The sequence below is a fragment of the Pseudomonas mangiferae genome (assembly GCF_007109405.1).
Taxonomy (GTDB): domain Bacteria; phylum Pseudomonadota; class Gammaproteobacteria; order Pseudomonadales; family Pseudomonadaceae; genus Pseudomonas_T; species Pseudomonas_T mangiferae.
On sequence record NZ_VJOY01000001.1, the window covers coordinates 192,581 to 216,984 of the forward strand.

Genomic DNA, 24,404 nt, shown 5'->3' on the forward strand with positions numbered 1-24,404 from the left:
CGGGATCAGCGGAAAAGAAAAAGTGGCTATATAAAGACCGTATATAAAAGAACGGGCGGACACTTCTGGGAAGTTGTCCGCCCGGGGTTCTTATGGAGGGCCTTCGACCGAAGTTATAAGTTGCCGGTCAATTGGGGCGAGTCGGCTTTCCAGACGTGCTGCAGGTCCAGGTTCTTCAACCCCTGCTGGACGAAGCGGGGGTCGATCAGGGCGTCCACGTCGACATCCTTGCGGATGAGCCGGGCCTGCCGGCTGTAGGCGATGGCGTCGGTGTAGTGCTGGCGCAGCGCCTGGTCGTACAGCGGGCTGAAGTGGGCCGCCCAGGATTCTCCCTCCACCTCGCGCTGCAGCACGCTCAAGGGTTGGCCGGATTGGCTGAGGTAACCCAGGTAGGCGGCCTGGTTGGCCTCCTGGGAGGTCCAGTAGGCAGCCTTCAGGTAGGCGTCCACCACCAGCTGGGTCAGTTCCGGGTAGCGGGTGACGAAGGCGTCGCTGGCCCACAACTCGGCGCGCATCTTCCAGTCCGCCGGGGCCTGCTTGCTGGACCAGATGATGGTGCCCACCTGCTTGTCTTCCAGCAGGTAGGCGTCGGACAGGGTGAAGAACGCATCCACCCGTCCGGCGCTCAGGGCCGCGGCGCCGGCCTGGGGGTTGAGGTTGAACAGGCGGAAGTCGCTGAAGTGCAGGCCGTTGGCCTCCACCAGCTTGGCGAAGGACAGCTCCCAGGGGCGACCGCGGTGCAGGGCGATGCGTTTGCCCTTGAGGTCGGCGATAGTCTTGGCCGGCGAACCAGGCGGCACCACCAGGTAGACGTTGTTGCCGACCCCGCCGGGGGCGACGATCCGGGTGGAGATGCCCGAGGCGTTGGCGATGATGGACGGCAGGTCACCGTAGAAGGCGAAGTCGATGCGCTGGTTGGCGAACTCCTCGTTGACGAAGGTGCCCACCGAGGCGGTGGCGGCCGGCACCCACTCCAGTTTCACGTTGCGCTTGGCCAGCTCCTGTTCCAGCCATTTGTCCCGGTCCATCACGTAGGCCGGGCCGTTGAAGACCACCTTGCCGGCGTTGGCGTAGGCCACGGTGGCGATGCGCACGGTCTGCGGCGCCTCGGCCGCGGCCAGGGCCTGGGCGGCGAACAGCAGGGCGCCCAGGCGGGCGCCGTGGCGCAGCAGGCGGGCGAAGAAGGGGGCATGCATGGCGATTACCTCGCTCGGGCGGCCACGGCCGAAACGCCGTGGGCCGCGGTGGTGATCAGAAGTCGGTGGTGACGGACACGCCGAAGGTGCGCGGGTCGCCGTACATCAGGCCGGCGGTCTGGTAGCCGCCCGGCAGGGTGTGGTTGCGGTAGTCCTTGCCGGTGAGGTTGTTGACGTAGGCGGTGACCCGGGAGGTCTCCCCGGGCAGCTCGTAGGTCACCCGGGCGTTGCCCAGGGTGTAGCCGCCGCTGCGCATGGCCTGGCTCTGGTCGTTGGAGAAGAAGTACTGGCGGCTGCGGGTGTTCCAGTCGGTACCCAGGATCAGCGCGCCGCCCACTTCCAGCGGGATGCGGTAGTCGGCACCGATCACCGCCGAGACGCTGGGCGCCCGGACGAACTTGTTGCCGGAATAGTCGTTGCTGCCGGAGGTGTAGTCGGTGAACTCCGTGTGCAGCAGGCCCAGGGCGAAGTTCAGGTGCAGGTTTTCCACGGGGATCGCCTCCAGCTCGAACTCCGCGCCGTAGGCCTCGCCCTCGGCGCCGTTGGCCAGGCGCGAGACGGTCTGGTTGTTCACCGCGGTGACGATGTTGAGCTGGATGTCCTCGTAGTCGTAGTAGAACAGCGCGGCGTTGGCGTTGAGCCGGCCGTCGAACCATTCCGACTTCAGGCCCAGCTCGTAGGCGGTGAGGTATTCCGGGTCCACCGTGGCCACCGTGGCCTGGTTGGTCACCCCGGCGTTGTAGCCGCCGGAGCGGAAGCCATAGGCGTAGCGGAAGTAGACCCGGGCGTTGTCGGAGAGGCGGTATTCCGGGGTCAGGTCGTAGGTGTAGTCGCTCCAGGTGTTGCTCTCGTCCTGCACTGCGTTCACCACCAGGGGCGACGCCACGTTGCCGAGCTTCCACCAGTCCTCGCCGTCGAAGCGGGCCGGGCCCTGGTTCTGCCGGCGCTCCAGGTCGATGTCCTTGCGCTCCCGGGTCCAGCGCAGGCCGGCGGTCAGCGCGAAGTCATCGGTGAAGTGGTAGGTGGCGCTGCCGAACAGCGCATAGCTCTCGCTGCCCTGGTCGTAGCGGACGTCGTTGTAGAACGACGGGATGTACGGGTTGGCCAGCGCCGCGTTGGCGGCGTCCGACTGCAGGTCTTCGTTGAAGTAGTGGAAGCCCACCACCCAGTTGAAACGGTCTTCCCGCGGCGAGGCCAGGCGCAGTTCCTGGGACCACTGCTGGCTGTCGGTGTAGCTGTAGCTGCGCTGCAGCTCCAGGGGCGTGTTGTCGCTGTCGCTGAAGCCGTCGCGGGTGAAGTGCTCGAAGGCGGTGATGGAGGTCAGCTCCAGCTCCCCCAGTTGCCAGACCAGGTTCAGGTTGGCGCCGGCCTGGTCCACGTCCGCCAGGTACTTGGCGTTGTAGTTGACCTTGCCCTGGCTCGGGTCGATGCGGTAGCCGAACTGGTTGCTGCCGTCCGGGCGCAGACCGTAGCTCACGGTGCTGTAGCCGGCGCTGTCGTGGTAGTGCCGGGCGTGCAGGCTGAGGTTGGCCTCCAGGTCGTCGTTGATCCGTGCGAGGAACTGCACCCGGGCGGCATCGTCTTCCAGGGCGCCACGGTCATCGTTGTCGGCCAGGTTCTCGCTGTAGCCGTCGCGGCCCTGGTGCCGGAACGCCACCCGCGCCGCCAGCCGGTCGTCCACCAGGGCATCGCTCACCGCACCTTCCACCACGCGGTCGGCGTAGTTGCCCACGCCCAGCTTGAAGTAGCCGGACGGGTCGAAGGTGGGCTTGCGGGAGATGAAATTGATGGCGCCGCCGGTGGTGTTCTTGCCCCACAGGGTGCCCTGGGGCCCGCGCAGCACCTCCACCCGCTCCTGGTCGAACAGCGGGAAACCGGTGGCGCTGATGTTGGCGATGTACACGTCGTCGACGTAGATGCCCACCGGGCTGACGGTGTTGGCCCCCTGGTCGCCGGTGCCCAGGCCGCGGATCCACCAGCGCGGCCGGCCATGGCCCTCGGTGGTGCCGGCGGAGGCGTTGGGGATGTAGCGGGTCACCTCGTTGGCGGACTGCAGGGCGTCGTCCCGCAGGCGGTCGCCGCCCAGCACCGAGATCGAGGCCGGCACCTCCTGCACGGTTTCCTCGCGCTTCTGCGCGGTGACCGTGACCTTGGCCAGGGTGGGCGAGCGCGCCTCCTCGGTCTGCTCCCCAGCGCTGGGCGCCGGGCTGGCCTCGTCCGCCTGGACGGCCGCCAGGTGGAGCCCGGCCAGGCCACCGAAGGCCCAGGCGATGGCGGTGGATAGTGCGGTGCGTTTGAACATGGTGCCCCCAGTGGGTGATCAGTGCCGAGTCGGCTGGCATCGTCGCGATGCAATGGCGTATCGACGGTGCTGCGCCTTCGCGGGCGCAGGCTCCGGCTGTCCCGGCGGGACTGCAGGGGAGCAGGGGCAACAAACGTACCGACTTGCGAATTGATCGCTAAGCTACTGACGAGAAAGGGATTTATGTGCGGGCATCAAGCGGCGGCACGGTTGCTGCGGGAGCAGCCGGTGCTGCTGGTGTGGTGCCTGGGCAGCAGGCGGGGAAAGAACCACCGGTTACAGCCATGCCCAGAACCGATGCGTATGGGGCTCGTTGCGGAATGGGTTAATAGTCACGGTCCTGAGCTGCTGATCCACTTGGTCTTGATGGAGCATGGGGGTAAGCCTTCCCGCAACGTCAGTTGAAGCGCTGCTGAAGCCCGCTCGACGATGAGGCCCACTGCAGACAAGAACACGCCTCTCGACCGTATCAACGGCGTTGTCTGGCGCGACGACGTGCAGACGGTTGATGTGCATAAGCACAAGCGCTGTTCCGCTACACCGGATGTGCGCATCTGGATCGTCCCGCTGTTCACCGAGGTGCTGTCGCAAGTGCGCAGTCGTGGGGAGCTGCTGCGCAGCAATACCGGTTCGCGCCCGCGCACCGGCCGCAAGTGGCTGTAGCCGCGGCGCCAGGTGGAGCCTGCGGTTCTTCGAAGTGCGCAAATTGCGCTCAGGGGTGGGGAAGATGCGGTTGAGAGTGCGCGCCAGGCCTGGCACGACTGTTTCTACCAGGGCGGCCGGTGCGCCCTGGAGACGTTTGTGGAGCGCGCCTGCTGGGGCCAGGTGCAGCTGAGCGAGGTGGACCGGTCCCTGCACATCATCGGACACCAGGCTCTGGCCGGTTGGCTCCAGGCGGCGATCGCCTCGCTGCCCTGGACGCTCCAGTCCTTCGGGCACCACCTGCACGCGCCCGAGGTGAGCACCCTGCAATCCAACGCCTGGGCCGAGGTCGCCCACGAACTGGTCTGGTCCAGCTGGGAAAGCCGACACCGGCTGGGTGAGGAGAAGGCGCACGCCGCCCGCTGGGTTGTGGCAGGCGTGCTATACCGCTATCGGGCGAGGGGCCAGGGCGGGATGGGAGGCCCTGATCCGCTGGAATCGCCGCGGCACTTCCGCGCCTGGCTGCAGGACCGGCACAGCGTCTACCTCGACCGCCGGAACTGGGCCAGGGAGTGGGTGGGATCGAGGAGGGGCTGTTCCAGGTGTGCAACGAGTTGGAGCGGAAGGCGTTGCGGCCGTTGGCGACGGTGCTTTGGGAGGAAAGGCGGAAGGAAGTTGCATGAGAGCATGTCCAGCGATTCAAGGTTGAGTTTAGGGGTGCGTCATGGATATTGAGCAAGTATTTGACGAAAAAAAAGAATTTGCGGTATTAACTGTTTTTATGAATTCAGCGCAGCGGCACTTGCATGAAGAATTAATGCTAATCATCGATGAGCTGAAAGGAAAAAGATCACTTGAAATGCTCAAGTATATGGACCCGGAAACCCGCAATATTCATTTTTATGGTTATGCAGGTTTTTCCTCCCAGACCGAGGAGCATGCGGCAAGGGTAAAGGTCTACAAACAATTCCAGTGGCTTCTGGTAGATGCGTATGAGGCGTATGAGCGATTTCTAATCGGTGCGTATGCTGCGGCTGGCGATTTAAATGACGCGCTCTGGCCGCTGAAAGACTACGGTCAGTCCACAGCAAACGAACTGAAAAAGCTTGATTTCGAGACCCGATTTGAGAAGGCAAAGAATTAAGGATCGTGCCAAACACATATTGACCCGTTTCAGGGCAGTACATAAACCTTTCGAGGTAGCAGAGCGAAAGAACGAAGAGCAGAGAAATCTGCGCATTTGGTTATCCATAATAGAGGCGTTTAGGCATGTCGTTGTGCATGAAAATGGCTTGATAGAAGATGTCGACTACTTTATTAATAAAATTATTAATAATTCGGGCGGGCTTAGCAAAGAAGATCGGGTTTGGGCTAAGGATTTCATTACGAATTGCATCAATATAAGAGGGCCAAGGGCTCTGCTCACTGTGATGGAGAGAATAAGTCCTATATACGAAGGTATACCAATGCTCAAGATCACTCATGCAATATGCAATACCTTTCTGACCACTTTGCTTGGGCATGCTTTCATGCTTACTAAGCATGTTGCTAATGCCACAAAGAATCCCCATTGAAATCTGTGTGCCACTTTCGGCACGAACTTCCAAGGTGTGAAGTCATGCCCGCACCAGAAACCCGGCCAAGCGCCGGGTTTTTTGTTGCCCGCAGAAAGCTCCGCGGCCAGGGCGGGACCGAGGTGACTCGGTGATACCTGGACGTTCCCGATCGCAGCGTGGGGTGGAGCGAGAAAACGGGTGGCAGCCCGCGCGGATGTTCCGGCGTCCGGCGCGTTGCACCGCAGCAAGACGGCTACCTGGGCGAGGTCAGGGCCTGGACCGCGGGCATGACCGATACCATCTGGCTTGCGGCGACGCCAAGTTTGAACGAATCACTTTGTCTTGGGAGAGATTGGAGGCAACCGGCTCCGTTGGGGGCGCCGAATCGCCCGACGAGCTGCCGGCCCCCAGGATGAACCCGGTCACAGCCCGCGGCGGGGACAGGCTGCTATTCTGCCAACCCCTGAGCATGGAAGGAGACCGCTCATGCGTCTGCGACACCCAGCCCTATTGGCTGCCCTGGCGCTCTGCTGCACCCAGGTGTGGGCCAATGAACCTGCTGCCTGCACGTTCCGGGCACCCAGCCCCGCTGACACCGACTACATCAATCTCGGCTCTTTGAACGTGATACCGGTCCCGACGGTGGCGTTGAGCGGCGCACGCGTCGCTACCTTTGGCAGAGACCTTACCGTCAAGTTATCTGACGGGAAGACCCTCGATTTTCAGGTTGAAACAAGCAAGACCCTTCAAGTCAGTGGGCTTCAGGTTAATGAATTGCCTGGCCTGATTGCATCGGGTGATTATCCGAAGGATTTGAGTGCGGAGCATCGGACGTTCATCGACGAGATGCGTCACAGCCTCGAAACGATAGTCACCACTGAGCGCCCCTGTCGCCTTGTCAGTACAGATGGCAAGCGGTCAGCTTATATTTATCATGCTGATGACAATGGAAAAGAAACATGGCTTCTCCAGATGGTGACGGATGGAAGATCCGATTCTTATACCGGCCTTGTCGCTCGGGATTTCAGCAAAGAGCAATTTGAACGAATAGTCCTGCAAGGAGCTTTTTTGAAGTGAGCTTTATCACGGAAGATGAAAAAGACGAGCTGATCGGAATGATGGGGCTGCTGTATGGCGATGACTTCGCCCAGACGATTGATCGTAGTGCGATCACAGACAGCACATACGACCAAGTCGAGGACGCTCTAATTGCGCTCACTCGATGCAATGAGAATATGAAGGAACTTGTCACCGATCTGGTTGGTGGCGGGCGACGATTGGCCGCCCGGGGTTGGTTGAAAAAGTCTTTGAAACAAGTCCACAAAGCATTGAAAAAAGATAAGTCGAGCTGGAACGGTCTAGCTTGTCGGAACGTGCTGCGACTGTACCGACGAACTGCGATTGAGACCACTTTGTATTAACTAACGGACGAAAAGCCAAGGAGCGGCTACCAATGAGCTATTTGAACTGGACAGGTATATCGGCGAGGCGTTGGTGTTAACCGTTCGCCCAGGTACAGATCCGCAGGCGACCCTGATGGCCCTGATGGAGGAGGGATTCGAGTCTTTGTTCGTGACGCGCGTTGTATAACTCGTATGCAGGCCGCCGCCACTGCACGACTTCACTTTCCCTGATGGGCTCGTAGTGGGTGATCTTCAGATCGATAATGTGCTGCAGGGCACACAGACATATTGAAGCAGTGAAATAAGCGGAGACGACGATATAGGGGACGGGGCACGCCCGAGTTGGGCGCGGGGTGGTGATGCGCTACCAGTGCGCGCCCGCCGGGGATGCCGGGCGCGCAACGGTCTGGACGTCAGCCGGCCGCTACCACCTTGCCGCGGCACTCGCCGAAGCCGATGGAGGCGTGGCCCTCGCGGACGCAGCGGGCCCGCAGGATGATCTCGTCGCCGTCCTGGAGGAAGCTGCGGGTCTCGCCGTTGGCCAGGGTCAGTGGCTGCTTCCCGCCCTCGGTGATCTCCAGCAGGCTGCCGAACTGGCTGCGCTCCGGCCCGGACAGGGTGCCGCTGCCCAGCAGGTCGCCGGGCTGCAGCTTGCAGCCGTTGACGCTGTGGTGGGTCACCATCTGGGCCACGGTCCAGTACATGTTCAGGGTGTTGCTCAGGCCCAGGCGCTCCGGCGCCAGGCCGGCCTCGCGCATGCCCTCGGTGAGCAGCAGCACTTCCAGCTCGATGTTGAGGGCGCCGGCCTGCTGGTCGCCCTCGTCATAGAGATACGGCAACGGCTGCGGATCGCCTTCCGGACGCGCCGGCTGGGCGCTGCGGAACGGTTCCAAAGCCTCGGGGGTGACCACCCAGGGCGACACGGTGGTGGCGAAGCTCTTCGACAGGAACGGCCCCAGGGGCTGGTATTCCCAGGCCTGCAGGTCCCGCGCCGACCAGTCGTTGAGCAGGCAGAAGCCGGCCACGTGGTCGCGGGCCCGGGCGATGGGGATGCTTTCACCCTGGGCGTTGCCGGGGCCGATCCACACGCCCAGCTCCAGCTCGTAGTCCAGCCGCTGGCTGGGGCCGAAGCCCGGTTCGGTGGCGCCAGGCTTGAGGGTCTGGCCGTTGGGCCGGCGGATGTCCACGTCCCCCAGGCCCACGGTGGAGGCGCGGCCGTGGTAGCCGATCGGCACGTACTTGTAGTTGGGCAGCAACGGGTTGTCCGGGCGGAACAGCTTGCCGACGTTCACCGCGTGGTGGATGCCCACGTAGAAGTCGGTGTAGTCGCCGATCCGCGCGGGCAGGTGCAGGCGGCAGTCGGCCTGGCGATGCAGCAGGTTGGCGCCGGCCAGTTCGGCCGCGCGCGAGTGGTCGGCGTCCAGCAGGGCCAGCAGCGCTTCGCGCAGGGCGCGGCGCGGGCCGGCGCCCAGGGCGAAGAGGGCGTTGAGGCCGTCGCGGGTGGCGGCCTGGGCGGCGCGCAGGGCGTCGCCTTCCAGCAGCCCGGCGCGGCCAGCGGCGTCCAGGTCGAGGATCTCGTCGCCGATGGCGACCCCGGCCCGGGGTGCCTGGCCGGCGGGGCTGAAGAGGCCCAGGGGCAGGTTCTGCAGGGGGAAGTCGGCGTGGCCGTTGGCGGAGGTGACCCAGCTGCGGCGGAGGTTGGCGTCGCTCATGCGGAAGCTCCCTTGAAGGTTTTCGCGAGGTTCGCCCAGCAGGCGTCGTAGTCGCTTTGCAGGTCCGGGCTTTCCAAGGCGTATTCGCTGGGGCGCAGGACCTTGCAGGTCTCGAACATGAAGGCCATGGTGCCCTCGATCTTGTGGGGTTGCAGGTCCGCGGCCATGGCCTTCTCGGCGGTGGCGTTGTCCGGGCCGTGGGCGCTCATGCAGTTGTGCAGGGAGGCGCCGCCCGGGGCGAAGCCGTCCGCCTTGGCGTCATAGGCGCCTTCCACCAGGCCCATGAACTCGTTCATCACATTGCGGTGGAACCATGGCGGGCGGAAGGTCTTCTCCGCCACCATCCAGCGCGGCGGGAAGATCACGAAGTCGACGTTGGCGACCCCGGCCACGGCGCTGGGGGCGGTCAGCACGGTGAAGATGGACGGGTCCGGGTGGTCGTAGCTGACCGTGCCGATGGTGTTGAAGCGACGCAGGTCGTACTTGTAGGGCACGTTGTTGCCGTGCCAGGCCACCACGTCGAACGGCGAGTGGGGCAGTTCGGCGGCCCACAGCTCGCCGAGGAATTTCTGCACCAGGGTGCAGGGTTCGTCGCGCTCCTCGAACTGCGCCACCGGGGCGAGGAAGTCCCGCGGGTTGGCCAGGCCGTTGCTGCCGATGGGCCCCAGGTCGGGCAGGCGCAGGGCGCTGCCATGGTTCTCGCAGATGTAGCCACGGGCGCTGGCGTCCAGCAGCTCGACGCGGAACTTCATGCCCCGTGGCACCACCACGATCTCCTGGGGTTCCACGTCCAGCACGCCCAGTTCGGTGACCACCCGCAGGCGGCCGCTCTGGGGCACCATCAGCCACTCGCCGTCGGCGTTGAAGAACGCCCGCTGCATGGACGCATTGGCGGCGTACAGGTGCACGGTGATGCCGTCGGCCTGGTCCGGTGCGGAGGTGGCCGCCACGGTCACCAGGCCGTCCAGCAGGTCGGTGGGCGTGGTGGGGATGGCCAGGGGGTTCCAGCGCAGCCGGTTGGGATCGATGGCGCCCAGGGTGCGGCCGGGGATCTGCCGGGCCAGGCGCTCGTACCGGGGGTGACTGGCGGACGGCTTGATGCGGTACAGCCAGGTCCGGCGGGCTTCCTTGCGCGGCACGGTGAAAGCGGTGCCGGAGAGCAGCTCCGCGTACAGCCCGTGGGTATGGCGCTGGGGTGAGTTCTGGCCCACCGGCAGGGTGCCCGGCAGGGCCTCGCTGCTGAATTCGTTGCCGAAGCCGCTCTGGTAGTGCAGGGCCTCGGAGGAAGAGTGATCAAGCATGGCGACCTCGTGTTCTGATCGTTGTTTTTGTAAGTAAGTTACGCATAACGTAATTTGAGTTCCCGTAGAGGGTCAAGCTATAAAAGCGGCCCCCAGCCCACCGGTGCCGCTCGTCCATGGCCAACGAACCCCGCGATCCCGTTCCCCCGCGCCAGCAGAAGGTGCAGTCCGCCGAGGTGGGCACCGGCGTGCTCAAGGCACTGGCCGAGCTGGCGCCTTCCACGTCCCTGTCCAACCTGGCCGAGCACCTGGGGATGCCGGCGGCCAAGGTCCACCGCTACCTGCAGGCGCTGATCGCCAGCGGCTTCGCCGAGCAGGACCCCCTCACCAACCACTACGGCCTGGGCCGCGAGGCCCTGTGGGTCGGGCTCGCCGCCCTGGGCCGGCTGGATGTGCTGAAGGTCGCCACGCCGCACCTGGTGGCGCTGCGCAAGGCGCTGAACGAGACCTGCTTCCTGGCGGTATGGGGCAACAAGGGGCCCACGGTGGTGTACGTGGAGCAGTCCATCGGCGAGGTGACCCTGGTGACCCGGGTGGGCTCGGTGCTGCCCCTGCTGGGGTCGTCCACCGGCCTGGTCTTCGATGCCTTCCTGCCCGAGGCGGAAACCGCCGGATTGCGCCAGCAGGAGCAGGCGCTGAACCCGCAGGCCCTCGACGGCGACGCCTTGCAGCGCCAGCGTACGCGCATCCGCAGCGACGGCCTGCAGCAGATCCACGGTCTGCTGCTGCCGGGGGTGAACGCGGTGTCGGCGCCGCTGTTCGCCACTGGCGAGCAGTTGGCCGGGGTGATCACCGTGGTCGGCACCGCCTCGGTGTTCACCGGCGCGCGCCAGGACGAGGCGGCCCGGCACCTGGGCGAGACCGCCCGGTCCATCAGCACGCGCATGGCCGGCGTCCAGCCCGGCTGAGGGTCACGCCGGGCAATCGGCCTGCGCCGACGGGTGCGCCGCCTGGAACGCGGCGTGGGCCAGGGCGTGGGCCTCGACCCGGCGAATCTTCGCGAACGGCTCCAGGTCCACCTCGAAGCGCCGCGCGGCGTACACCTGGGGCAGCAGGTAGACGTCGGCGAGGCCCGGCTCGCCGAAGCAGAACCCCTGGTCGCCGATCAGTTGCTCCACCGCCTGGAAGCCCTCGCCGATCCAGTGGCCGATCCACGCGCCCACGTCCGCCTCGGCGAGGCCCAGGGCGCGCAGGCGCTGCAGCACGGCGACGTTGTGCAACGGGTGGATGTCGCAGCCGATCAGCGCCGCCACGCTGCGGACCCGCGCCCTGGCCAGGGGCTCGGTCGGCAGCAGCGGCGGCAGCGGGTAGCGTTCCTCCAGGTATTCGATGATCGCCGGCGACTGGATCACCAGGTCGCCGTCCTCGGTGCGCAGCGTGGGCACGCGCCCCTGGGGGTTGAGGACACGGTAGGCCGGCGCCCGGTGCTCGCCGCCGTCGGCGATCAGGTTCACCGGCAGCGACCGGTAGTCCAGGCCCTTGAGGGCGAGGGCGATGCGCACCCGGTAGGACGAGGTGGATCGGTAATAGGTGTAGAGATCCATGGCGGATGTCTCCTCTTGCGGGGGCATAATGGGCCCGGGTTTCATGTCATTTCGTGCGGACGGGGGCGATGCCGCCGGGCCGAGGCAGAGAAGGACGTCAATGCAAACGCTGTCACAGAAGATCACCGAGCAACTGCGCGAGCAGATTCTCAGCGGGGCGCTCAAGGCCGGGCAGCGCCTGGAGGAAATCCCCCTGGCGGCGCAGCTGGGGGTGTCCCGCACGCCCTTGCGCGCGGCGCTGAATGCCCTGGCCGGCCAGGGCCTGCTGACCTACCAGGCCAAGCGCGGCTACCTGATCCGCCACTTCGACATCGACGAGATCGTCGCCGCCTACGCGGTGCGCGGGAACCTGGAAGGAATGGCCTGCCGCCTCGCCGCGGAGCGTGGCCTGGACCCGGCCACCATCGAGATGCTCCACGCGCGCCTGGCGGAAGGCGACGCGATGCTTGCCAAGGGCCACCTGGCCCTGGAGGACTTCGAGCCCTACAAGCAGATGAACGTGGTGTTCCACGAGGCCCTCATCAAGCACAGCGCCAATCCCTGGATCGAGTCGTTCGTGCAGCGTACCCAGGAAATCCCCTATGTCTCGTCGCGGCTGATCCTCTGGCACGACTACGCCACCATCCTGCGCTCCCACGATGACCATCACCGCATCCTCGATGCGGTGATCCGTCGCGAAGGCTGGCGCGCCGAGGCGCTGATGCGTGAGCACGTGCACTACGCCGCGCTGTTCCTGCAACGAAACTTCCAGCGGTTGCTGGACGGCGCGACGCCCGGCTAGGGCGCCGCGCCCGCTGCCTCAGCGCGACCCCAGGGGTTCGCGGGTCGGCACCGGCGGCTGGGCCGGCGGCTCGTCCCGGGGCTTGCGCACCTGGATGATCAGCACCATGGCCACGACCGCGGGCACCACGAACAGGTAGAAGATCTGCTCGGTGGGCGTGTTCAGGCTCAGCAGGAGGCTGCCCAGCATCGGCGCCATGATCGAGCCGAAGCGACCGATGCCCATGGCCCAGCCGATGCCGGTCGCCCGGGCGTAGCTGGGGTAGAAGCTGCTGGTGAAGGAGTTGAGCATCAACTGCCCGCCGATGATGCAGAAGCCCGCCAGCAGCACGAAGGCCACCAGCAGGTCGGCATGACCCTGGCTGCGGCCGATGCAGATGGTGGCCACCGCGGCGCCGGCCAGCATGATCGCCAGCACCCGGGTCTTGTTCTGCAGTTTGTCCGCCAGGTACGACATGATCACCGCCCCGGTGACGCCCGACAGCAGGAACAGCGAGGTGGTGATGTTGGCCGCGTTGAGGCTCATGCCGCTCTGCTTGAGCAGCACCGGCAGCCAGCTCAGGTAGAAGTAGGTCAGCACCAGGCTGGCGAGGAAGGTGCCCCAGATGAACAGCGTCGGGCGCGCCCAGCCGTTGCGGAACAGGTTGACCACCGGCAGCGAGCTGCTGGGCACCTTCGCCTGAGGGTTGGCCGGGGCGGGCGGCGGAACCTCCCAGTCCGGCATGAAGCGCCGGGTGATCTTCAGCAGGCGCGCGTAGGGCGGTGCGTCGGCGAACAGGTGGCTGAGGGAGTCCGGCAGGTACTTGAACAGGAACGGCAGCAACAGCAGCGGGGTGATCCCGCCGGCGACGAACACCGCCTGCCAGCCATGGGTATCCATCACTGCCGCGGCGATGAAACCACCCAGCACGCCCCCCAGGGAATAGCCGCAGGCGGCCATGGTGACCATCACCGTGCGCAGTCGCGGCGGCGAGTATTCCGCCATCAGCGCCATGGTGCTGGGCATCGCCGCGCCCATGCCCAGGCCGCAGACGAAGCGCATCGCCATCAGCACCTCGATGTTGGTCGCCAGCACCATGCTCACCGTCAGGCAGGCGTACAGGGCGACGCAGGCCAGCAGCACCCGGCGGATGCCGATGCGGTCACCCAGGGGGCTCACCAGCAGGGCGCCGAGGGTGAGGCCGAAGAGGTTGGCGCTGAACACCGGGCCGAAGGCGGCGGCCGGCATGTTCCATTCCTGGACCAGCACCGGCACCACGTAGCTGATGACCTGGGCGTCGTAGCCGTCGGTGACCAGCAGGAACACCAGCAATAGCAGCATCAGCCACTGCTGGCCCGAGACGGGGCGCTTGTCCAGCGCCGCATGGAAGTTTGCGATCTGAGATTCCATAGCTGTTTTCCTGATTGTTTTTCTTATGCAGGTTGCCGCGGCTTGGTCGAGCACGCACCGCGTCGTTCGGGTGGCCCAGGCAGGGCCTTGTCATCGCCGACACCCAAGCGTACCCGGGTTTCGTTTCCCTTTACGTAACGGGTTTACGAATTACGTAAAGATGACTAGATTATCGCCACCTTGTATCCATGGTCTAGGGGAAAAGCCCGTTATTCCGCGAATCGCTTTTGACTTTAGCGCATTCATGTATACATGCTAGTTAAAACAACAAGATGGGAATCCACTCGATGAGTACCTTGCCTCATTCTCGCCTCGTCCTGGTCACCGGCGCCGCACAAGGCATCGGCGCCGGGGTTGCCCGCTACCTGGCCGCCCGGGGCTATCGCGTCGCCGCGGCGGACCTGAAAGAAGCCGCGTGCCGCGACACCGTCGCCGGCCTGCCGGGCGATGGCCACAGCGCCTGGGCCATGGACATTTCCGACGAACGCAGCGTCGATGGCACCTACGCTGCCATTGAAGCGGCCCATGGGCCGGTGTCCGCCCTGGTCTGCGCTGCCGGCATCCTGATCCTCCACGATGGCGAGCGGCGGCTGATCGCCGACACCAGCCTGGAGGAATGGGAACTCACCCACGCGGTGAACACCCGTGGCACCTTCCTCTGCACCCGCGCCTTCGTCCGCGCCCGCCGCGACACCCCGGTGGAGCACGGGCGGGTGGTCACCTTCTCCTCCTGCGCCGCCCAGCTCGGCGGCTACCGGTCCAGCTCCGCCTACATCTCCAGCAAGGCGGCGGTGCTCGGCTATACCAAGGCCCTGGCCCGGGAGACCGCCGCCATGGGCATCACCGTCAACGGCATCGCCCCCGGGTTGATCGACACCGCCATGCTGCGCCTGTCCCTGGCGGACGGGCAGGAAGCCGCGGCCGCGGCCAACATCCCCCTGGGGCGCCTGGGCCAGCCGGACGACATTGCCGCGACCATCGCCTTCCTGCTGTCCCCCGAGGCGGGCTACCTGACCGGCACCATGACCGACGTGAACGGCGGCTACCGGATGCAGTGAGCGCCGTTCCCACCACCTTGCGTGAACCTGAAAAACAACAAGAGGTAACGACATGACTCTTCGCTATGCATTGGTCACCGGCGGCGCCAGCGGCATGGGCCGGGCGACCGTGGAACGCCTGGCCCGGGACGGCTTCGCGGTGTTCATGCTGGACCGCAACGTGCCCCTGGCCGAGGCCGAGTCGGCCACCCTGCGCGAGCAGGGCCTGGACGTGACCGCCCGGGGCGTCGACATCACCGACGAGGCCGCGGTGAAGGCGCTGCTCGCCGAGCTGCCGGCCCTGACCGTCCTGGTGAACAACGCCGGGATCTTCGACGAGCGCCCGTTCGCCGAGGCCAGCGCCGACGACTTCCGCCGCATGTACGAGATCAACACCATCGCCGTGCACACCCTGACCCAGGCCGCCACGGCGCGCATGCAGGCGGGCGGCAAGGTGGTGATCATCGCCTCCCGGGCCTACCTCGGTGCGCGCAACCACGTGCACTACGTCGCCTCCAAGGCCGCGGTGGTGGGCTATACCCGCGCCGTGGCCATGGAACTGGCGCCCCGGGACATCTCGGTGAACGCCATCGCCCCCGGGCTGATCGACACGCCGCTGCTGCAGTCCCTCACCCCGGAGCGGCGCAAGGCCCAGGAGGCGCTGCAGCCCACCGGCCGCGCCGGGCGTCCCGAGGACGTGGCCAACGCCGTGGCGTTCTTCGCCAGCCCGCTCACCGACTTCGTCACCGGCCAGGTGCTGTTCGTCGATGGCGGCAAGTCCCTGGGCGGCAGCTACAGCTGAGGAGCGACAGCATGACCCACTCGACCCCCGTCGCCCTGATCACCGGCGCCGGCCAGGGCCTGGGCCGCGCCACCGCGCTGCGCCTGGCCGAGGCCGGTGCCCGGGTGGTGATCACCGACCTGGACCTGGCGCTGCTGGAGCAGACCCGCGCCCTGAGCACCCGCCCGGACGCCTTCCACCTGCTGCGCCAGGACGTCACCGCCGAGGCGGCGCCACGCGAAGCGGTGGCCGCGGCCCTGGAGGCATTCGGCGGCCTCGACTGGCTGATCAACAACGCCGGTATCGGCAAGGCCAAGAGCGTCGGCGAGACCACCGACGAGGAATGGGACCGCTACACCGACATCAACCTGCGCAGCGTCTTCCGCTTCTCCCGGGAAGCCCTGCCGCACCTGCGGCCCGGCCGTGGCTGTATCGTCAACCTGGCGTCCATCTTCGGCCTGCTGGGCCACCCCGGGGTGGCGCCCTATGCGGCGACCAAGGCGGCCCTGGTGGGCCTGACCCGGCAGATGGCGGTGGACTACGGCCCCCGCGGCATCCGGGTCAACGCGGTGGCGCCCGGCATCATCGAGACGCCCCTGACCCGGGAGCGCATCCAGGGGGATGCCCGCTTCAAGGCGGTGATGATCGACACCACGCCTTTCCACCGCATCGGCCAGCCGGAAGATGTGGCCAACGCCATCCATTTCCTCTGCTCCGACCAGGCCGGCTTCATCAGCGGCCACACCCTGGTGGTGGACGGCGGCTGGAGCATCGGCAACTACGTGGCCATGGCCTGAGCGCCCCGAACAGGAGACCTTCCATGCAATACGAACTGCGTTATTACTTCGTCGAACCGGGCCGCATGCACGACCTCGACGCCCGCATGCGCGACGGCCTGCCGCCGCTGCTGGCACGCCACGGCATCAACGTGGTGGGGCGCTGGCACGCCATCGCCGGGCGCGGCACGCCGCTGTTCATCTACCTCATGGCCTGGCAGGACAACGCCGAGCGCGAGGCCAACTGGGGCGGTTTCTACACCGACCCGGACTGGTGGGCCCTGCGCGCCAGCACCAACGCCGGCAGCGAACTGGTGCAGCACTACGACATTTCCCTGCTCAGCCCCAGCCCGGCCTGGACCGAGTACCGCAAGGTGCAGGGCGGGGTGAACGTCGGTGGGCTCCACGAGCTGATCGTCCAGCCCATCGCCAACGGCCAGCCCAAGGCCGCCCACGACTACCTGGCGCAGACCGCGCTGCCGGTCCTGGCGCGCCATGGCGGCACGCTGCTGGGCAGCTTCAACCTGATCGCCGGGCAGCACATGCCGGGCCTGGTGACGCTGCTGTCCTGGCGCGACCACGCCGAGCGCGAGGCCGGCTGGAACGCCTACTGGCAGGACCCGGCGATCCAGCAGGCCCACGCGGCCCAGCGCGAGACCCTCGGCCGCAGCCTGCTGGGGCGTGCCGATACCTACCTGCTGCGGCCGACCCCCTACGCGGCGGTCGACCCCCTGCTCGGGCTGGCCCGCTAGAGGTACGCCATGACGACGACAACCCCCCACGAGGTCGACGTGCTGGTGATCGGCAGCGGCGCGGCCGGCATGTGCGCGGCCGCCGTGGCCAGGCTGCGCGGCCTCGACGTGCTGCTGGTGGAGAAGACCGACCGCTTCGGCGGCACCACCGCGCTCTCCGGTGGCGGCACCTGGGTGCCGCTGAACCGCCAGGGCAAGGCCCTCGGCGTGCAGGATTCCCGCGAGCGGGTGGAGCGCTACCTGGACCAGGTGGTGGGCAGCGCCGCGCCGCGGGCCCTGCGCCAGGCGTTCCTCGACCACGGCCCGGCGATGCTGGAGTACCTGGAGCGCAACACCCAGGTGAAATTCTCCGGCCGCCAGTACTCGCCGGACTACTGGTCTGACCTGGATGGCGCGGGGGAGGGCGGCCGCGCCCTGGACCCGCTGGAGTTCGACGGGCGCCTCCTGGGCGACCAGTTCGAGAACCTGCGCCGGCCCTGGCCGGAGTTCATGGCCTTCGGCGGGATGATGGTCAACAAGACCGACATCGACCTGCTGCTGCAGGCCAAGCGCACCCGCAAGGGCTTCCTGCACGCGCTGAAGCTGCTGGGGCGCTTCGCCAGCGACCGCCTGCGCGGCTACTCCCGCGGTACCCGGCTGGTGCTGGGCAATGCCCTGGCGGGGCGCCTGTACAAGAGCCTGCTGGACCTGGGCGTGCCGCTGTGGGCCAATGCGCCCGCCCGCGAGCTGCGCCTGGAGGGCGGGCGGGTAGTGGGGGCCTCGATCGAACGGGACGGGCAGCGCATCGAGGTGCGTGCCCGCCGCGGCGTGCTGCTGGCCACCGGTGGTTTCCCGGCGAGCCCGGCGATGCGCGAGCGGCTGCTGCCCGCGCCCACCGGCGCCTGGTCCGCCGGCAACGAGGCCAACGAAGGCGACGGCCTGCGCATGGCCCTCGACCTGGGTGCGACCCTGGGCGAGGGCCGCAACGCCAACAACGCCTTCTACTCGCCGGTGTCGCTGATGCGCCGCGACGACGGCAGCACCGCGCGGTTCCCGCACCTCATGCTGGATCGCTACAAGCCCGGCGTGATCATGGTCAACCGCGAGGGGCGGCGTTTCGTCAACGAGGCGGACTCCTACCACGCCTGCGGCGAGGCCCAGTACCGCACCGGCTCGGTGCCGGCCTGGCTGGTCTGCGACAGCCGTTTCCTGGCCCGCTACGGCCTGGGCATGGTGCGCCCGCAGGCCGCCTCGCTGCAGCGCTTCCTCAAGGCCGGCTACCTGCTGCGGGGCGACACCCTGCAGGCCCTGGGCCAGGCCATGGGTATCGACGCCGGCGGCCTGGCGGCCACCGTCGCCCGCTACAACGCGCACGCCCGCCAGGGCCAGGACCCGGACTTCGGCAAGGGCCACAGCGCCTACAACCGCTACCTGGGCGACCCGGCGCAGGGCCCCAACCCGTGCCTGGCGCCCCTGGAGACCGGCCCGTTCTATGCCGTCCAGGTGGTGCCCGGCGACATCGGCACCGCCTGCGGCCTGCTCACCGACGAGCAGGCGCGGGTGCTGGACGGGGAGGGCCGGCCCATCGACGGGCTCTACGCCGCGGGCAACGACATGAACTCCGTCATGGGCGGCCACTACCCCGGGCCGGGCATCACCCTTGGCCCGGGGCTGACCTTCGGCTACCTGGCGGCGTGCCACATGGCGCAGCCGGCGGCCGGCGATGCGACGGCCGGGGCGCGCCCGCAACCCGCCACGGCCCTGTCATGAGGTAGCCCGGCACGGCCCCGCCACGCCGGCGGGGCCACCAGTCCCCCGATGCACCACCGGCGCGAGCTGCCCGCAGCCCGCGCAGGGCGCCCTCGCGCCGCCAAAACCCATAACAACGACAAACAACAACAAGAGCATCACACCATGAAGTTGAACAAAGCCCTGCTGTGTCTGCTGGCCCCCCTGGCCTACGCTGATGTCGCCGTGTCTGGCCAGGATGAGGCCAACGGCTTCCTCGAAGACAGCCACCTGTCCCTGCTCAACCGCAACTTCTACTTCCGCCGCGACTACGAGCACGGCGGCGTCAGCGGCCTGGGCCGCAATGCGGTCAAGCCGGTGGACCGGCGCAGCGACTACTCGGAGGAATGGGCCCAGGGGCTGATGATCGACTACACCTCCGGCTATACCCAGGGCACCGTGGGCGTCGGCGTGGACGCCTACAGCTTCACCGGGATCAAGCTGGACAGCGGTGGCGGGCGCACCGGCCTGCGGCTGATGCCCCTGGACAGCGACGGCCACCCGGAGGACAGCTTCTCCAAGACCGGCGGCTCGGTGAAGCTGCGGATCTCCGACACCGTGCTCAAGTACGGCAACCTGTTCCCCGCGGTGCCGGTGTTCTGGGTCAACCAGGTGCGCCTGTTCCCCAGTTCCGCCACCGGGTTCATGCTGGCCTCGGACGAAGTCAAGAAACTGCACCTGGATGCCGGCCACTTCACCGCCAAGGGCAGCGTCGACTCCAGCAACAACGACGACGACCTGGCCCTGGACTACGGCCTGCCCATCGCCATTCGCTCGGTGAGCTACCTGGGCGGCATCTACCGGCCCAACGAGCGCCTCAGCCTGAGCCTGTATGGCTCCGAGCTGAAGGACGTCTGGCACCAGTACTACGGCAACGCCAACTACACCCTGCCCCTGGGGGACAAGCAGTCCTTCACCCTCGACGCCAACGTCTACCACACCCGCGACACCGGCAAGCAGCTGGCCAGCACCATCGACAACACCACCTGGTCGCTGCTGGCCACCTACAAGCTGGGCGGCCACGCCTTCAGCGCCGGCTACCAGCGGGTGGACAGCGACGAACCCATGGACTGGATCGGCTTCGGCACCATGGGCGGCGGCGTCGCCCTGGCCAACGCGGTGCAGTACGCCACCTTCACCGAGGCCAACGAGCGGTCCTGGCAGCTGCGCTACGAGCTGAACATGGCGGCCTACGGCGTGCCGGGCCTGACCTTCATGACCCGCTACCTGCGCGGCGACCACATCGACAACGCCGACAGCCGCAACACCTACTACACCTCCCGCTACCGCTACCCCGAGGGCAGCGACCCGCGTCACTGGGAGCGCGACATCGAGGCACGCTACGTGGTCCAGTCGGGCAAGGCCAAAGACCTCTCGTTCCGCCTGCGCAACGCGGTGCACCGGGCATCCACCGGCTACCGCTACGCGGACATCAACGAGGTCCGGCTGATCATCGACTACCCCATCAACGTGTTCTGAGGCGACCGGGCTCGGCCGGCGATAGCGGAAAAGTGCCTGCGCTCGGTGATGCTGCGTTAAAAACAGGCTCAGACTGCTCATTTACAGCAGGTAAACTCCGCTTCTTCGCCTGTTTTGCCTTGCCTGACCTTCGCTCGACGACTTTTCGTACAGAACCTAGCGGGGTCACAGGCGCTGGGCATCCTTCACGGTGAAGGCGATCTCCTGGCCGTGGGACAGCTCCAGGGTGTTGCCGTCCGGGTCGGCGAGGTAGGTCCAGTAACCCGTGGGCGGGCCGCTGTCCTTGGGCGGCGAGCGCAGGATGCCCAGCTCGCGGGCGGCATCGGCGGCCCGGTCCACCTCTGCCCGGGACGCGCAGGCCACGCCCAGATGGCCGAACGGGCCCACCGGGGTGTCGTGCAGTTTCGTCGAAGCGATCAGCACCAGGGCGAAGGGCCGGGTGAAGTCGGTCATCCAGACCACTTCCTCGATGTCGCCCTGGGCCTCGCGCTGGTGAATGACGCGCATGCCGGCGAAGCGCGTGTAGAACGCGATGCTGGCTTCTACGTCGCGCACCACCAGCGCCACGTGAGTGATTCCGCTGTCCATGTCGATCGGGCTCCTGAGGGTTGGGGGGAAGCCTGGAGCGTCGGCCATCGGCTCCACGAATGGAAATTCGAAATGCCCGGGCACTCTATGCGAACGGTGAATGATTGGCGCGCCCGGGACGAGGGCAGTACCCACGGCGCCATCGCCGGGCTCGGGCCGCGCCGGGAGGGCGCGTCAGGCGAACCTGCGTCGCGCCGGTGTTAGCCGTGGCTTGAGGCGGCCTTCCGGAAAAGCGAATTCCGCCGGCTCCGGGGGTCTTGCATGATGGCGGCCAGCTTGCAGACATGACGGGAGGCCAGCCATGGACACCTTCGATCCGGCGCAATGGCTCGGGCGTACCCAAGAGGTGCACGACCAGCTCAGCCGTAACCTGGTCCGGCGCATCGCCGCGACCTTCGACGTACCCGCGCCGGCCCACGGCGAGGAACTGCCCCTGCTCTGGCATTGGTGCTTCTTCCAGGAGCCGGCCGACACCGCCGGCCTCGGCGCCGACGGCCACCCGGCCCTGGGCGGCTTCATGCCGCCGGCCCATGGCCGCAACCGCATGTGGGCGGGCGGGCGCCTGGAGTTCCTGGAACCCCTGCGGGTCGGCGAGGAAGCCTGCCGCAGCACCACCATCCTGCGCATCGAGGAAAAGCGCGGCGGCAGCGGCTCGCTGCTGTTCGTCACCCTGCGCCACACCTACCGCCAGGGCGGCCGCATCGCCCTGCAGGAAGAACAGGACATCGTCTACCGCGAGCCGTCGCCGCCGAAGCTGGGCAGCGGCGCCCCGGTGCCCGAGGCCCAGTGGCAGGAGACCGTGCAACCCGACCCGGTCCGGCTGTTCCGCTACTCCGCGGTCACCTTCAACGCCCACCGCATCCACTATGACTGGCCCTATGTCACCGAGACCGAGGGTTACCCGGGCCTGGTGGTGCACGGCCCACTGACCGCGACCCTGAACCTCGCCGCCTTCTGCCGGGCCAACCCCCAGGCGCGGCCGCGCCAGTTCATCTTCCGCGGCGTGCGCCCGCTGATCGCCCCGGAGGCCTTCCAGGTGGGCGGCCGCCAGGCGGAAGCGGGGCGCGCCGAACTCTGGGCCGCCAATGCCGGCGGCCTGTGCCAGCAAGCCGAAGTGCGTTTCGACTGACGCACCGCTCCCATTGCCCGATGACCCGCATCACCGAGGACGCTTTGAGATGTTCCAGAACGACAACGACGAATTGAATGCCATCCGTGAAGGCGTCCGCGCCCTGTGCGCTGAGTTCGATGCGGCCTACTGGCGCAAGGTGGACGAGGAGAAGGGCTTCCCCGAAGCCTTCGTCGAGGCCCTGACCCGCGCCGGCTGGCTGTCGGCGATGATCCCCGAGGAATACGGCGGCTCCGGCCTGGGCCTGGCCGAGGCCTCGGTGATCCTCGAGGAAGTCAACCGCTGCGGCGGCAACTCCGGCACCGTACACGGGCAGATGTACAACATGTTCACCCTGCTGCGTAACGGCAGCGAGGCGCAGAAGCGCTACTACCTGCCGAAGCTGGCCAGCGGCGAGCTGCGTCTGCAGTCCATGGGCGTGACCGAGCCCACCACCGGCACCGATACCACCAAGATCAAGACCACCGCCGTGCGCCGCGGCGACAAGTACGTGATCAACGGCCAGAAGGTCTGGATCTCGCGCATCCAGCATTCCGACCTGATGATCCTGCTGGCCCGCACCACGCCCCTGGCGGAGGTGAAGAAGAAGTCCGAGGGCATGTCGATCTTCCTGGTGGACCTGCGCGAGGCCATCGGCAACGGCATGACCGTGCAGCCCATCGCCAACATGGTCAACCACGAGACCAATGAGCTGTTCTTCGACAACCTGGAGATTCCCGCTGACAGCCTGATCGGCGAGGAAGGCAAGGGCTTCCGCTACATCCTCGACGGCCTCAACGCCGAGCGCACCCTGATCGCCGCCGAGTGTATCGGCGACGGCCGCTGGTTCATCGAGAAGGCCAGCGCCTATGCCCGCGACCGCCAGGTGTTCGGCCGCCCCATCGGCCAGAACCAGGGCGTGCAGTTCCCCATCGCCGAGGCCCACATCGAGGTGGAAGCGGCCGACCTGATGCGCTGGCGCGCATGCGCGGAGTACGATGCCGGGCTGAACGCCGGGGCCAGCGCCAACATGGCCAAGTACCTGGCGGCCAAGGCCTCCTGGGAAGCGGCCAACGCCTGCCTGCAGACCCACGGCGGCTTCGGCTTCGCCTGCGAATACGACGTCGAGCGCAAGTTCCGCGAGACCCGGCTGTACCAGGTGGCGCCGATTTCCACCAACCTGATCCTGTCGTACGTGGCCGAGCACCTGCTCGAGCTGCCGCGATCGTTCTGAGGAGTGTCGCCGTCCATGCCCAGCCCCTTGCTCCGTACCGCCCTGTTCGTACCCGGCAGCCGTCCGGAACGCTTCGCCAAGGCTCTGGATGCCGGCGCCGACGCGGTGATCGTCGATTTCGAGGACGCCGTGGAAGAAGCGCTGAAGGCCCAGGCGCGGGATAACCTGCGGGCCTTCCTGGATGACCGGCCCGAGGCGCGGGTCTGGGTGCGGGTGAATATGGCCGGCCACCCCGGCCATGCCGAGGACCTGGCCCTGTGCGCGCATCCGGGCGTGCTGGGGTTGCTGCTGCCCAAGGCGGAAAGCGTCGAGCAGGTGGTGCGCGCGGCCGCCGTCGGCAAGCCGGTGTGGCCCATCGTCGAAAGCGCCCGCGGCATTGCCGAACTGCCGAGCATGGCCCGCGCCGCGGGGGTGGAACGCTTGACCTTCGGCGGCCTCGACCTGGGGGTCGACCTGGGTCTGGCCGCCGGCAGCGAGGCGGCCGAGCGCATCCTCGACCAGGCGCGCTTCGCCCTGCTGCTGCACTCGCGCCTGGCCGGGCTGGCCCAGCCCCTGGATACCGTGTTCCCGCGCATCGACGACGAGGCGGGGCTGTCGCGCTTCGCCGCCGATGCCGGCGCCATGGGCTTCGCCGGCATGCTCTGCATCCATCCGCGTCAGGTCCCGGTGGTGCACGCCGCCCTGGCGCCTTCCGCGGCGGACGTGGCCTGGGCGCAGCGGGTGGTGGAGGCCGCCGCCGGCGGTGCCGGTGCGTTCAAGGTGGACGGGCAGATGGTGGATGCCCCGGTGATCCAGCGCGCCCGGCGCATCCTCGCCGCCACCGGCTGACGCCCTCGGCGCGCCGGCCTGCACCGGTGCGCCGCTTTCGTTTTCCTCACGGGCGTTCCCGTCGCGCCCGTTTTTTTTCGCCCCCTTTCTTCCGAGCGGTAGACACGCTCGCTGCGGCCACGCGCTGACAGTCGTATCGCCTCGCGCCCTCGAACGGCCTGCCCAGGACTGCTTCCCTGGGCACACACCTGATCGCTACACCGCCCGCGCAAGAGCGGAACGGTAACT

22 protein-coding genes are annotated in these 24,404 nt (G+C 67.1%); 15 read left to right on the forward strand and 7 right to left on the reverse strand.

Translation table 11 applies throughout. From position 1 onward, the window contains the following. Positions 1-113: 113 nt before the first annotated feature. Positions 114-1,196, reverse strand: coding sequence for an ABC transporter substrate-binding protein (locus tag FM069_RS00825; protein ID WP_143486229.1), 1,083 nt, complete (start codon positions 1,194-1,196; stop codon positions 114-116). A gap of 55 nt (positions 1,197-1,251) precedes the next feature. Then, positions 1,252-3,498: a TonB-dependent receptor gene (locus FM069_RS00830; RefSeq protein WP_143486230.1), complete on the reverse strand. Its 2,247-nt coding sequence runs from the start codon at positions 3,496-3,498 to the stop codon at positions 1,252-1,254. A 495-nt stretch (positions 3,499-3,993) separates the two neighbouring features. Between FM069_RS00830 and FM069_RS21495 the strand changes: the two genes are divergently transcribed. From FM069_RS21495 to FM069_RS00845, 4 genes are all read left to right on the forward strand, one after another. Then, entirely contained in the window at positions 3,994-4,161 is a 168-nt protein-coding gene (locus FM069_RS21495; protein ID WP_178106625.1) for a hypothetical protein, read from the forward strand. A gap of 703 nt (positions 4,162-4,864) precedes the next feature. Then, the gene (locus tag FM069_RS00835; RefSeq protein WP_143486231.1) at positions 4,865-5,284 is read left to right on the forward strand and encodes a hypothetical protein; all 420 of its coding nucleotides are present in this window, start codon (positions 4,865-4,867) and stop codon (positions 5,282-5,284) included. A gap of 898 nt (positions 5,285-6,182) precedes the next feature. Beyond that, positions 6,183-6,773, forward strand: coding sequence for a hypothetical protein (locus FM069_RS00840; RefSeq protein ID WP_143486232.1), 591 nt, complete (start codon positions 6,183-6,185; stop codon positions 6,771-6,773). Next, on the forward strand, positions 6,770-7,117 hold the full coding sequence (locus tag FM069_RS00845; protein WP_143486233.1) for a hypothetical protein: 348 nt from the start codon (positions 6,770-6,772) through the stop codon (positions 7,115-7,117). The genes FM069_RS00840 and FM069_RS00845 overlap by 4 nt, the downstream gene beginning before the upstream one ends. 395 nt (positions 7,118-7,512) lie before the next feature. Here the strand turns inward: FM069_RS00845 and fahA are convergent, their stop codons facing one another. Together fahA and hmgA are read right to left on the reverse strand one after the other, a co-directional pair. Next, positions 7,513-8,811 (reverse strand): fumarylacetoacetase, encoded by a 1,299-nt coding sequence (fahA, locus tag FM069_RS00850; protein ID WP_143486234.1) that lies wholly within the window; start codon positions 8,809-8,811, stop codon positions 7,513-7,515. Beyond that, positions 8,808-10,112 (reverse strand): homogentisate 1,2-dioxygenase, encoded by a 1,305-nt coding sequence (gene hmgA / locus FM069_RS00855; RefSeq protein WP_143486235.1) that lies wholly within the window; start codon positions 10,110-10,112, stop codon positions 8,808-8,810. Before hmgA ends, fahA begins: the two co-directional genes overlap by 4 nt. A 116-nt stretch (positions 10,113-10,228) precedes the next feature. Here hmgA and FM069_RS00860 point away from each other — a divergent pair, with 116 nt between their 5' ends. Continuing rightward, the gene (locus tag FM069_RS00860) at positions 10,229-11,020 is read left to right on the forward strand and encodes an IclR family transcriptional regulator (RefSeq protein WP_143486236.1); all 792 of its coding nucleotides are present in this window, start codon (positions 10,229-10,231) and stop codon (positions 11,018-11,020) included. 3 nt (positions 11,021-11,023) lie between these two features. On the opposite strand, the gene maiA is transcribed toward FM069_RS00860, so the two are convergent. Then, on the reverse strand, positions 11,024-11,656 hold the full coding sequence (gene maiA / locus FM069_RS00865; protein ID WP_143486237.1) for a maleylacetoacetate isomerase: 633 nt from the start codon (positions 11,654-11,656) through the stop codon (positions 11,024-11,026). A gap of 100 nt (positions 11,657-11,756) precedes the next feature. Between maiA and FM069_RS00870 the strand changes: the two genes are divergently transcribed. Next, positions 11,757-12,437 (forward strand): GntR family transcriptional regulator, encoded by a 681-nt coding sequence (locus FM069_RS00870; RefSeq protein WP_143486238.1) that lies wholly within the window; start codon positions 11,757-11,759, stop codon positions 12,435-12,437. 18 nt (positions 12,438-12,455) lie between these two features. On the opposite strand, the gene FM069_RS00875 is transcribed toward FM069_RS00870, so the two are convergent. Beyond that, entirely contained in the window at positions 12,456-13,826 is a 1,371-nt protein-coding gene (locus FM069_RS00875) for an MFS transporter (protein ID WP_143486239.1), read from the reverse strand. Positions 13,827-14,113: 287 nt separating this feature from the next. Between FM069_RS00875 and FM069_RS00880 the strand changes: the two genes are divergently transcribed. The 6 genes from FM069_RS00880 to FM069_RS00905 all read left to right on the forward strand — a co-directional run bounded on the left by FM069_RS00880 (position 14,114) and on the right by FM069_RS00905 (position 20,418). Then, a complete protein-coding gene (locus FM069_RS00880) occupies positions 14,114-14,884 on the forward strand; it encodes an SDR family NAD(P)-dependent oxidoreductase (protein WP_178106626.1) in 771 nt (256 codons plus the stop codon). Positions 14,885-14,936: 52 nt separating this feature from the next. Beyond that, positions 14,937-15,665, forward strand: a complete 729-nt coding sequence (locus tag FM069_RS00885; protein WP_143486241.1) for an SDR family NAD(P)-dependent oxidoreductase — start codon at positions 14,937-14,939, stop codon at positions 15,663-15,665. Between the two features lie 11 nt (positions 15,666-15,676). After that, a complete protein-coding gene (locus FM069_RS00890; protein ID WP_143486242.1) occupies positions 15,677-16,441 on the forward strand; it encodes an SDR family NAD(P)-dependent oxidoreductase in 765 nt (254 codons plus the stop codon). A 23-nt stretch (positions 16,442-16,464) separates the two neighbouring features. Beyond that, the gene (locus FM069_RS00895; RefSeq protein WP_143486243.1) at positions 16,465-17,172 is read left to right on the forward strand and encodes an NIPSNAP family protein; all 708 of its coding nucleotides are present in this window, start codon (positions 16,465-16,467) and stop codon (positions 17,170-17,172) included. Between the two features lie 9 nt (positions 17,173-17,181). Beyond that, entirely contained in the window at positions 17,182-18,921 is a 1,740-nt protein-coding gene (locus FM069_RS00900; protein WP_143486244.1) for an FAD-dependent oxidoreductase, read from the forward strand. A gap of 144 nt (positions 18,922-19,065) precedes the next feature. Next, complete coding sequence (locus FM069_RS00905; RefSeq protein ID WP_143486245.1) at positions 19,066-20,418, forward strand: OprD family porin; 1,353 nt, start codon at positions 19,066-19,068, stop codon at positions 20,416-20,418. Positions 20,419-20,583: 165 nt separating this feature from the next. On the opposite strand, the gene FM069_RS00910 is transcribed toward FM069_RS00905, so the two are convergent. Next, positions 20,584-21,006 (reverse strand): VOC family protein, encoded by a 423-nt coding sequence (locus tag FM069_RS00910; protein ID WP_218570267.1) that lies wholly within the window; start codon positions 21,004-21,006, stop codon positions 20,584-20,586. A gap of 301 nt (positions 21,007-21,307) precedes the next feature. On the opposite strand from FM069_RS00910, the gene FM069_RS00915 reads away from it, so the two are divergent. The 3 genes from FM069_RS00915 to FM069_RS00925 are packed head-to-tail and all read left to right on the forward strand — an operon-like array spanning position 21,308 to position 24,176. Next, entirely contained in the window at positions 21,308-22,135 is an 828-nt protein-coding gene (locus FM069_RS00915) for an FAS1-like dehydratase domain-containing protein (protein WP_143486247.1), read from the forward strand. A gap of 49 nt (positions 22,136-22,184) precedes the next feature. Continuing rightward, complete coding sequence (locus FM069_RS00920) at positions 22,185-23,348, forward strand: acyl-CoA dehydrogenase family protein (RefSeq protein ID WP_143486248.1); 1,164 nt, start codon at positions 22,185-22,187, stop codon at positions 23,346-23,348. Positions 23,349-23,363: 15 nt separating this feature from the next. After that, positions 23,364-24,176 carry an HpcH/HpaI aldolase/citrate lyase family protein gene (locus tag FM069_RS00925; protein WP_143486249.1) on the forward strand — a complete coding sequence of 271 codons (813 nt, stop codon included), beginning with the start codon at positions 23,364-23,366 and terminating at the stop codon, positions 24,174-24,176. The last annotated feature ends 228 nt before the right edge of the window (positions 24,177-24,404 follow it).

Excerpts from the sequence above, each read along its gene's own strand:
- FM069_RS00920 (WP_143486248.1), top strand. The coding sequence starts at position 22,185 with ATGTTCCAGAACGACAACGACGAATTGAATGCCATCCGTGAAGGCGTC.
- FM069_RS00875 (WP_143486239.1), bottom strand. The coding sequence starts at position 13,826 with ATGGAATCTCAGATCGCAAACTTCCATGCGGCGCTGGACAAGCGCCCC.
- FM069_RS00840 (WP_143486232.1), top strand. The coding sequence starts at position 6,183 with ATGCGTCTGCGACACCCAGCCCTATTGGCTGCCCTGGCGCTCTGCTGC.
- FM069_RS00880 (WP_178106626.1), top strand. The coding sequence starts at position 14,114 with ATGAGTACCTTGCCTCATTCTCGCCTCGTCCTGGTCACCGGCGCCGCA.
- FM069_RS00905 (WP_143486245.1), top strand. The coding sequence starts at position 19,066 with ATGAAGTTGAACAAAGCCCTGCTGTGTCTGCTGGCCCCCCTGGCCTAC.
- FM069_RS00825 (WP_143486229.1), bottom strand. The coding sequence starts at position 1,196 with ATGCATGCCCCCTTCTTCGCCCGCCTGCTGCGCCACGGCGCCCGCCTG.
- FM069_RS00860 (WP_143486236.1), top strand. The coding sequence starts at position 10,229 with ATGGCCAACGAACCCCGCGATCCCGTTCCCCCGCGCCAGCAGAAGGTG.
- FM069_RS00925 (WP_143486249.1), top strand. The coding sequence starts at position 23,364 with ATGCCCAGCCCCTTGCTCCGTACCGCCCTGTTCGTACCCGGCAGCCGT.
- FM069_RS00895 (WP_143486243.1), top strand. The coding sequence starts at position 16,465 with ATGCAATACGAACTGCGTTATTACTTCGTCGAACCGGGCCGCATGCAC.
- fahA (WP_143486234.1), bottom strand. The coding sequence starts at position 8,811 with ATGAGCGACGCCAACCTCCGCCGCAGCTGGGTCACCTCCGCCAACGGC.
- maiA (WP_143486237.1), bottom strand. The coding sequence starts at position 11,656 with ATGGATCTCTACACCTATTACCGATCCACCTCGTCCTACCGGGTGCGC.
- FM069_RS00885 (WP_143486241.1), top strand. The coding sequence starts at position 14,937 with ATGACTCTTCGCTATGCATTGGTCACCGGCGGCGCCAGCGGCATGGGC.
- FM069_RS00890 (WP_143486242.1), top strand. The coding sequence starts at position 15,677 with ATGACCCACTCGACCCCCGTCGCCCTGATCACCGGCGCCGGCCAGGGC.
- FM069_RS00870 (WP_143486238.1), top strand. The coding sequence starts at position 11,757 with ATGCAAACGCTGTCACAGAAGATCACCGAGCAACTGCGCGAGCAGATT.
- hmgA (WP_143486235.1), bottom strand. The coding sequence starts at position 10,112 with ATGCTTGATCACTCTTCCTCCGAGGCCCTGCACTACCAGAGCGGCTTC.
- FM069_RS00910 (WP_218570267.1), bottom strand. The coding sequence starts at position 21,006 with ATGGACAGCGGAATCACTCACGTGGCGCTGGTGGTGCGCGACGTAGAA.
- FM069_RS00830 (WP_143486230.1), bottom strand. The coding sequence starts at position 3,498 with ATGTTCAAACGCACCGCACTATCCACCGCCATCGCCTGGGCCTTCGGT.
- FM069_RS00835 (WP_143486231.1), top strand. The coding sequence starts at position 4,865 with ATGGATATTGAGCAAGTATTTGACGAAAAAAAAGAATTTGCGGTATTA.
- FM069_RS00900 (WP_143486244.1), top strand. The coding sequence starts at position 17,182 with ATGACGACGACAACCCCCCACGAGGTCGACGTGCTGGTGATCGGCAGC.
- FM069_RS00915 (WP_143486247.1), top strand. The coding sequence starts at position 21,308 with ATGGACACCTTCGATCCGGCGCAATGGCTCGGGCGTACCCAAGAGGTG.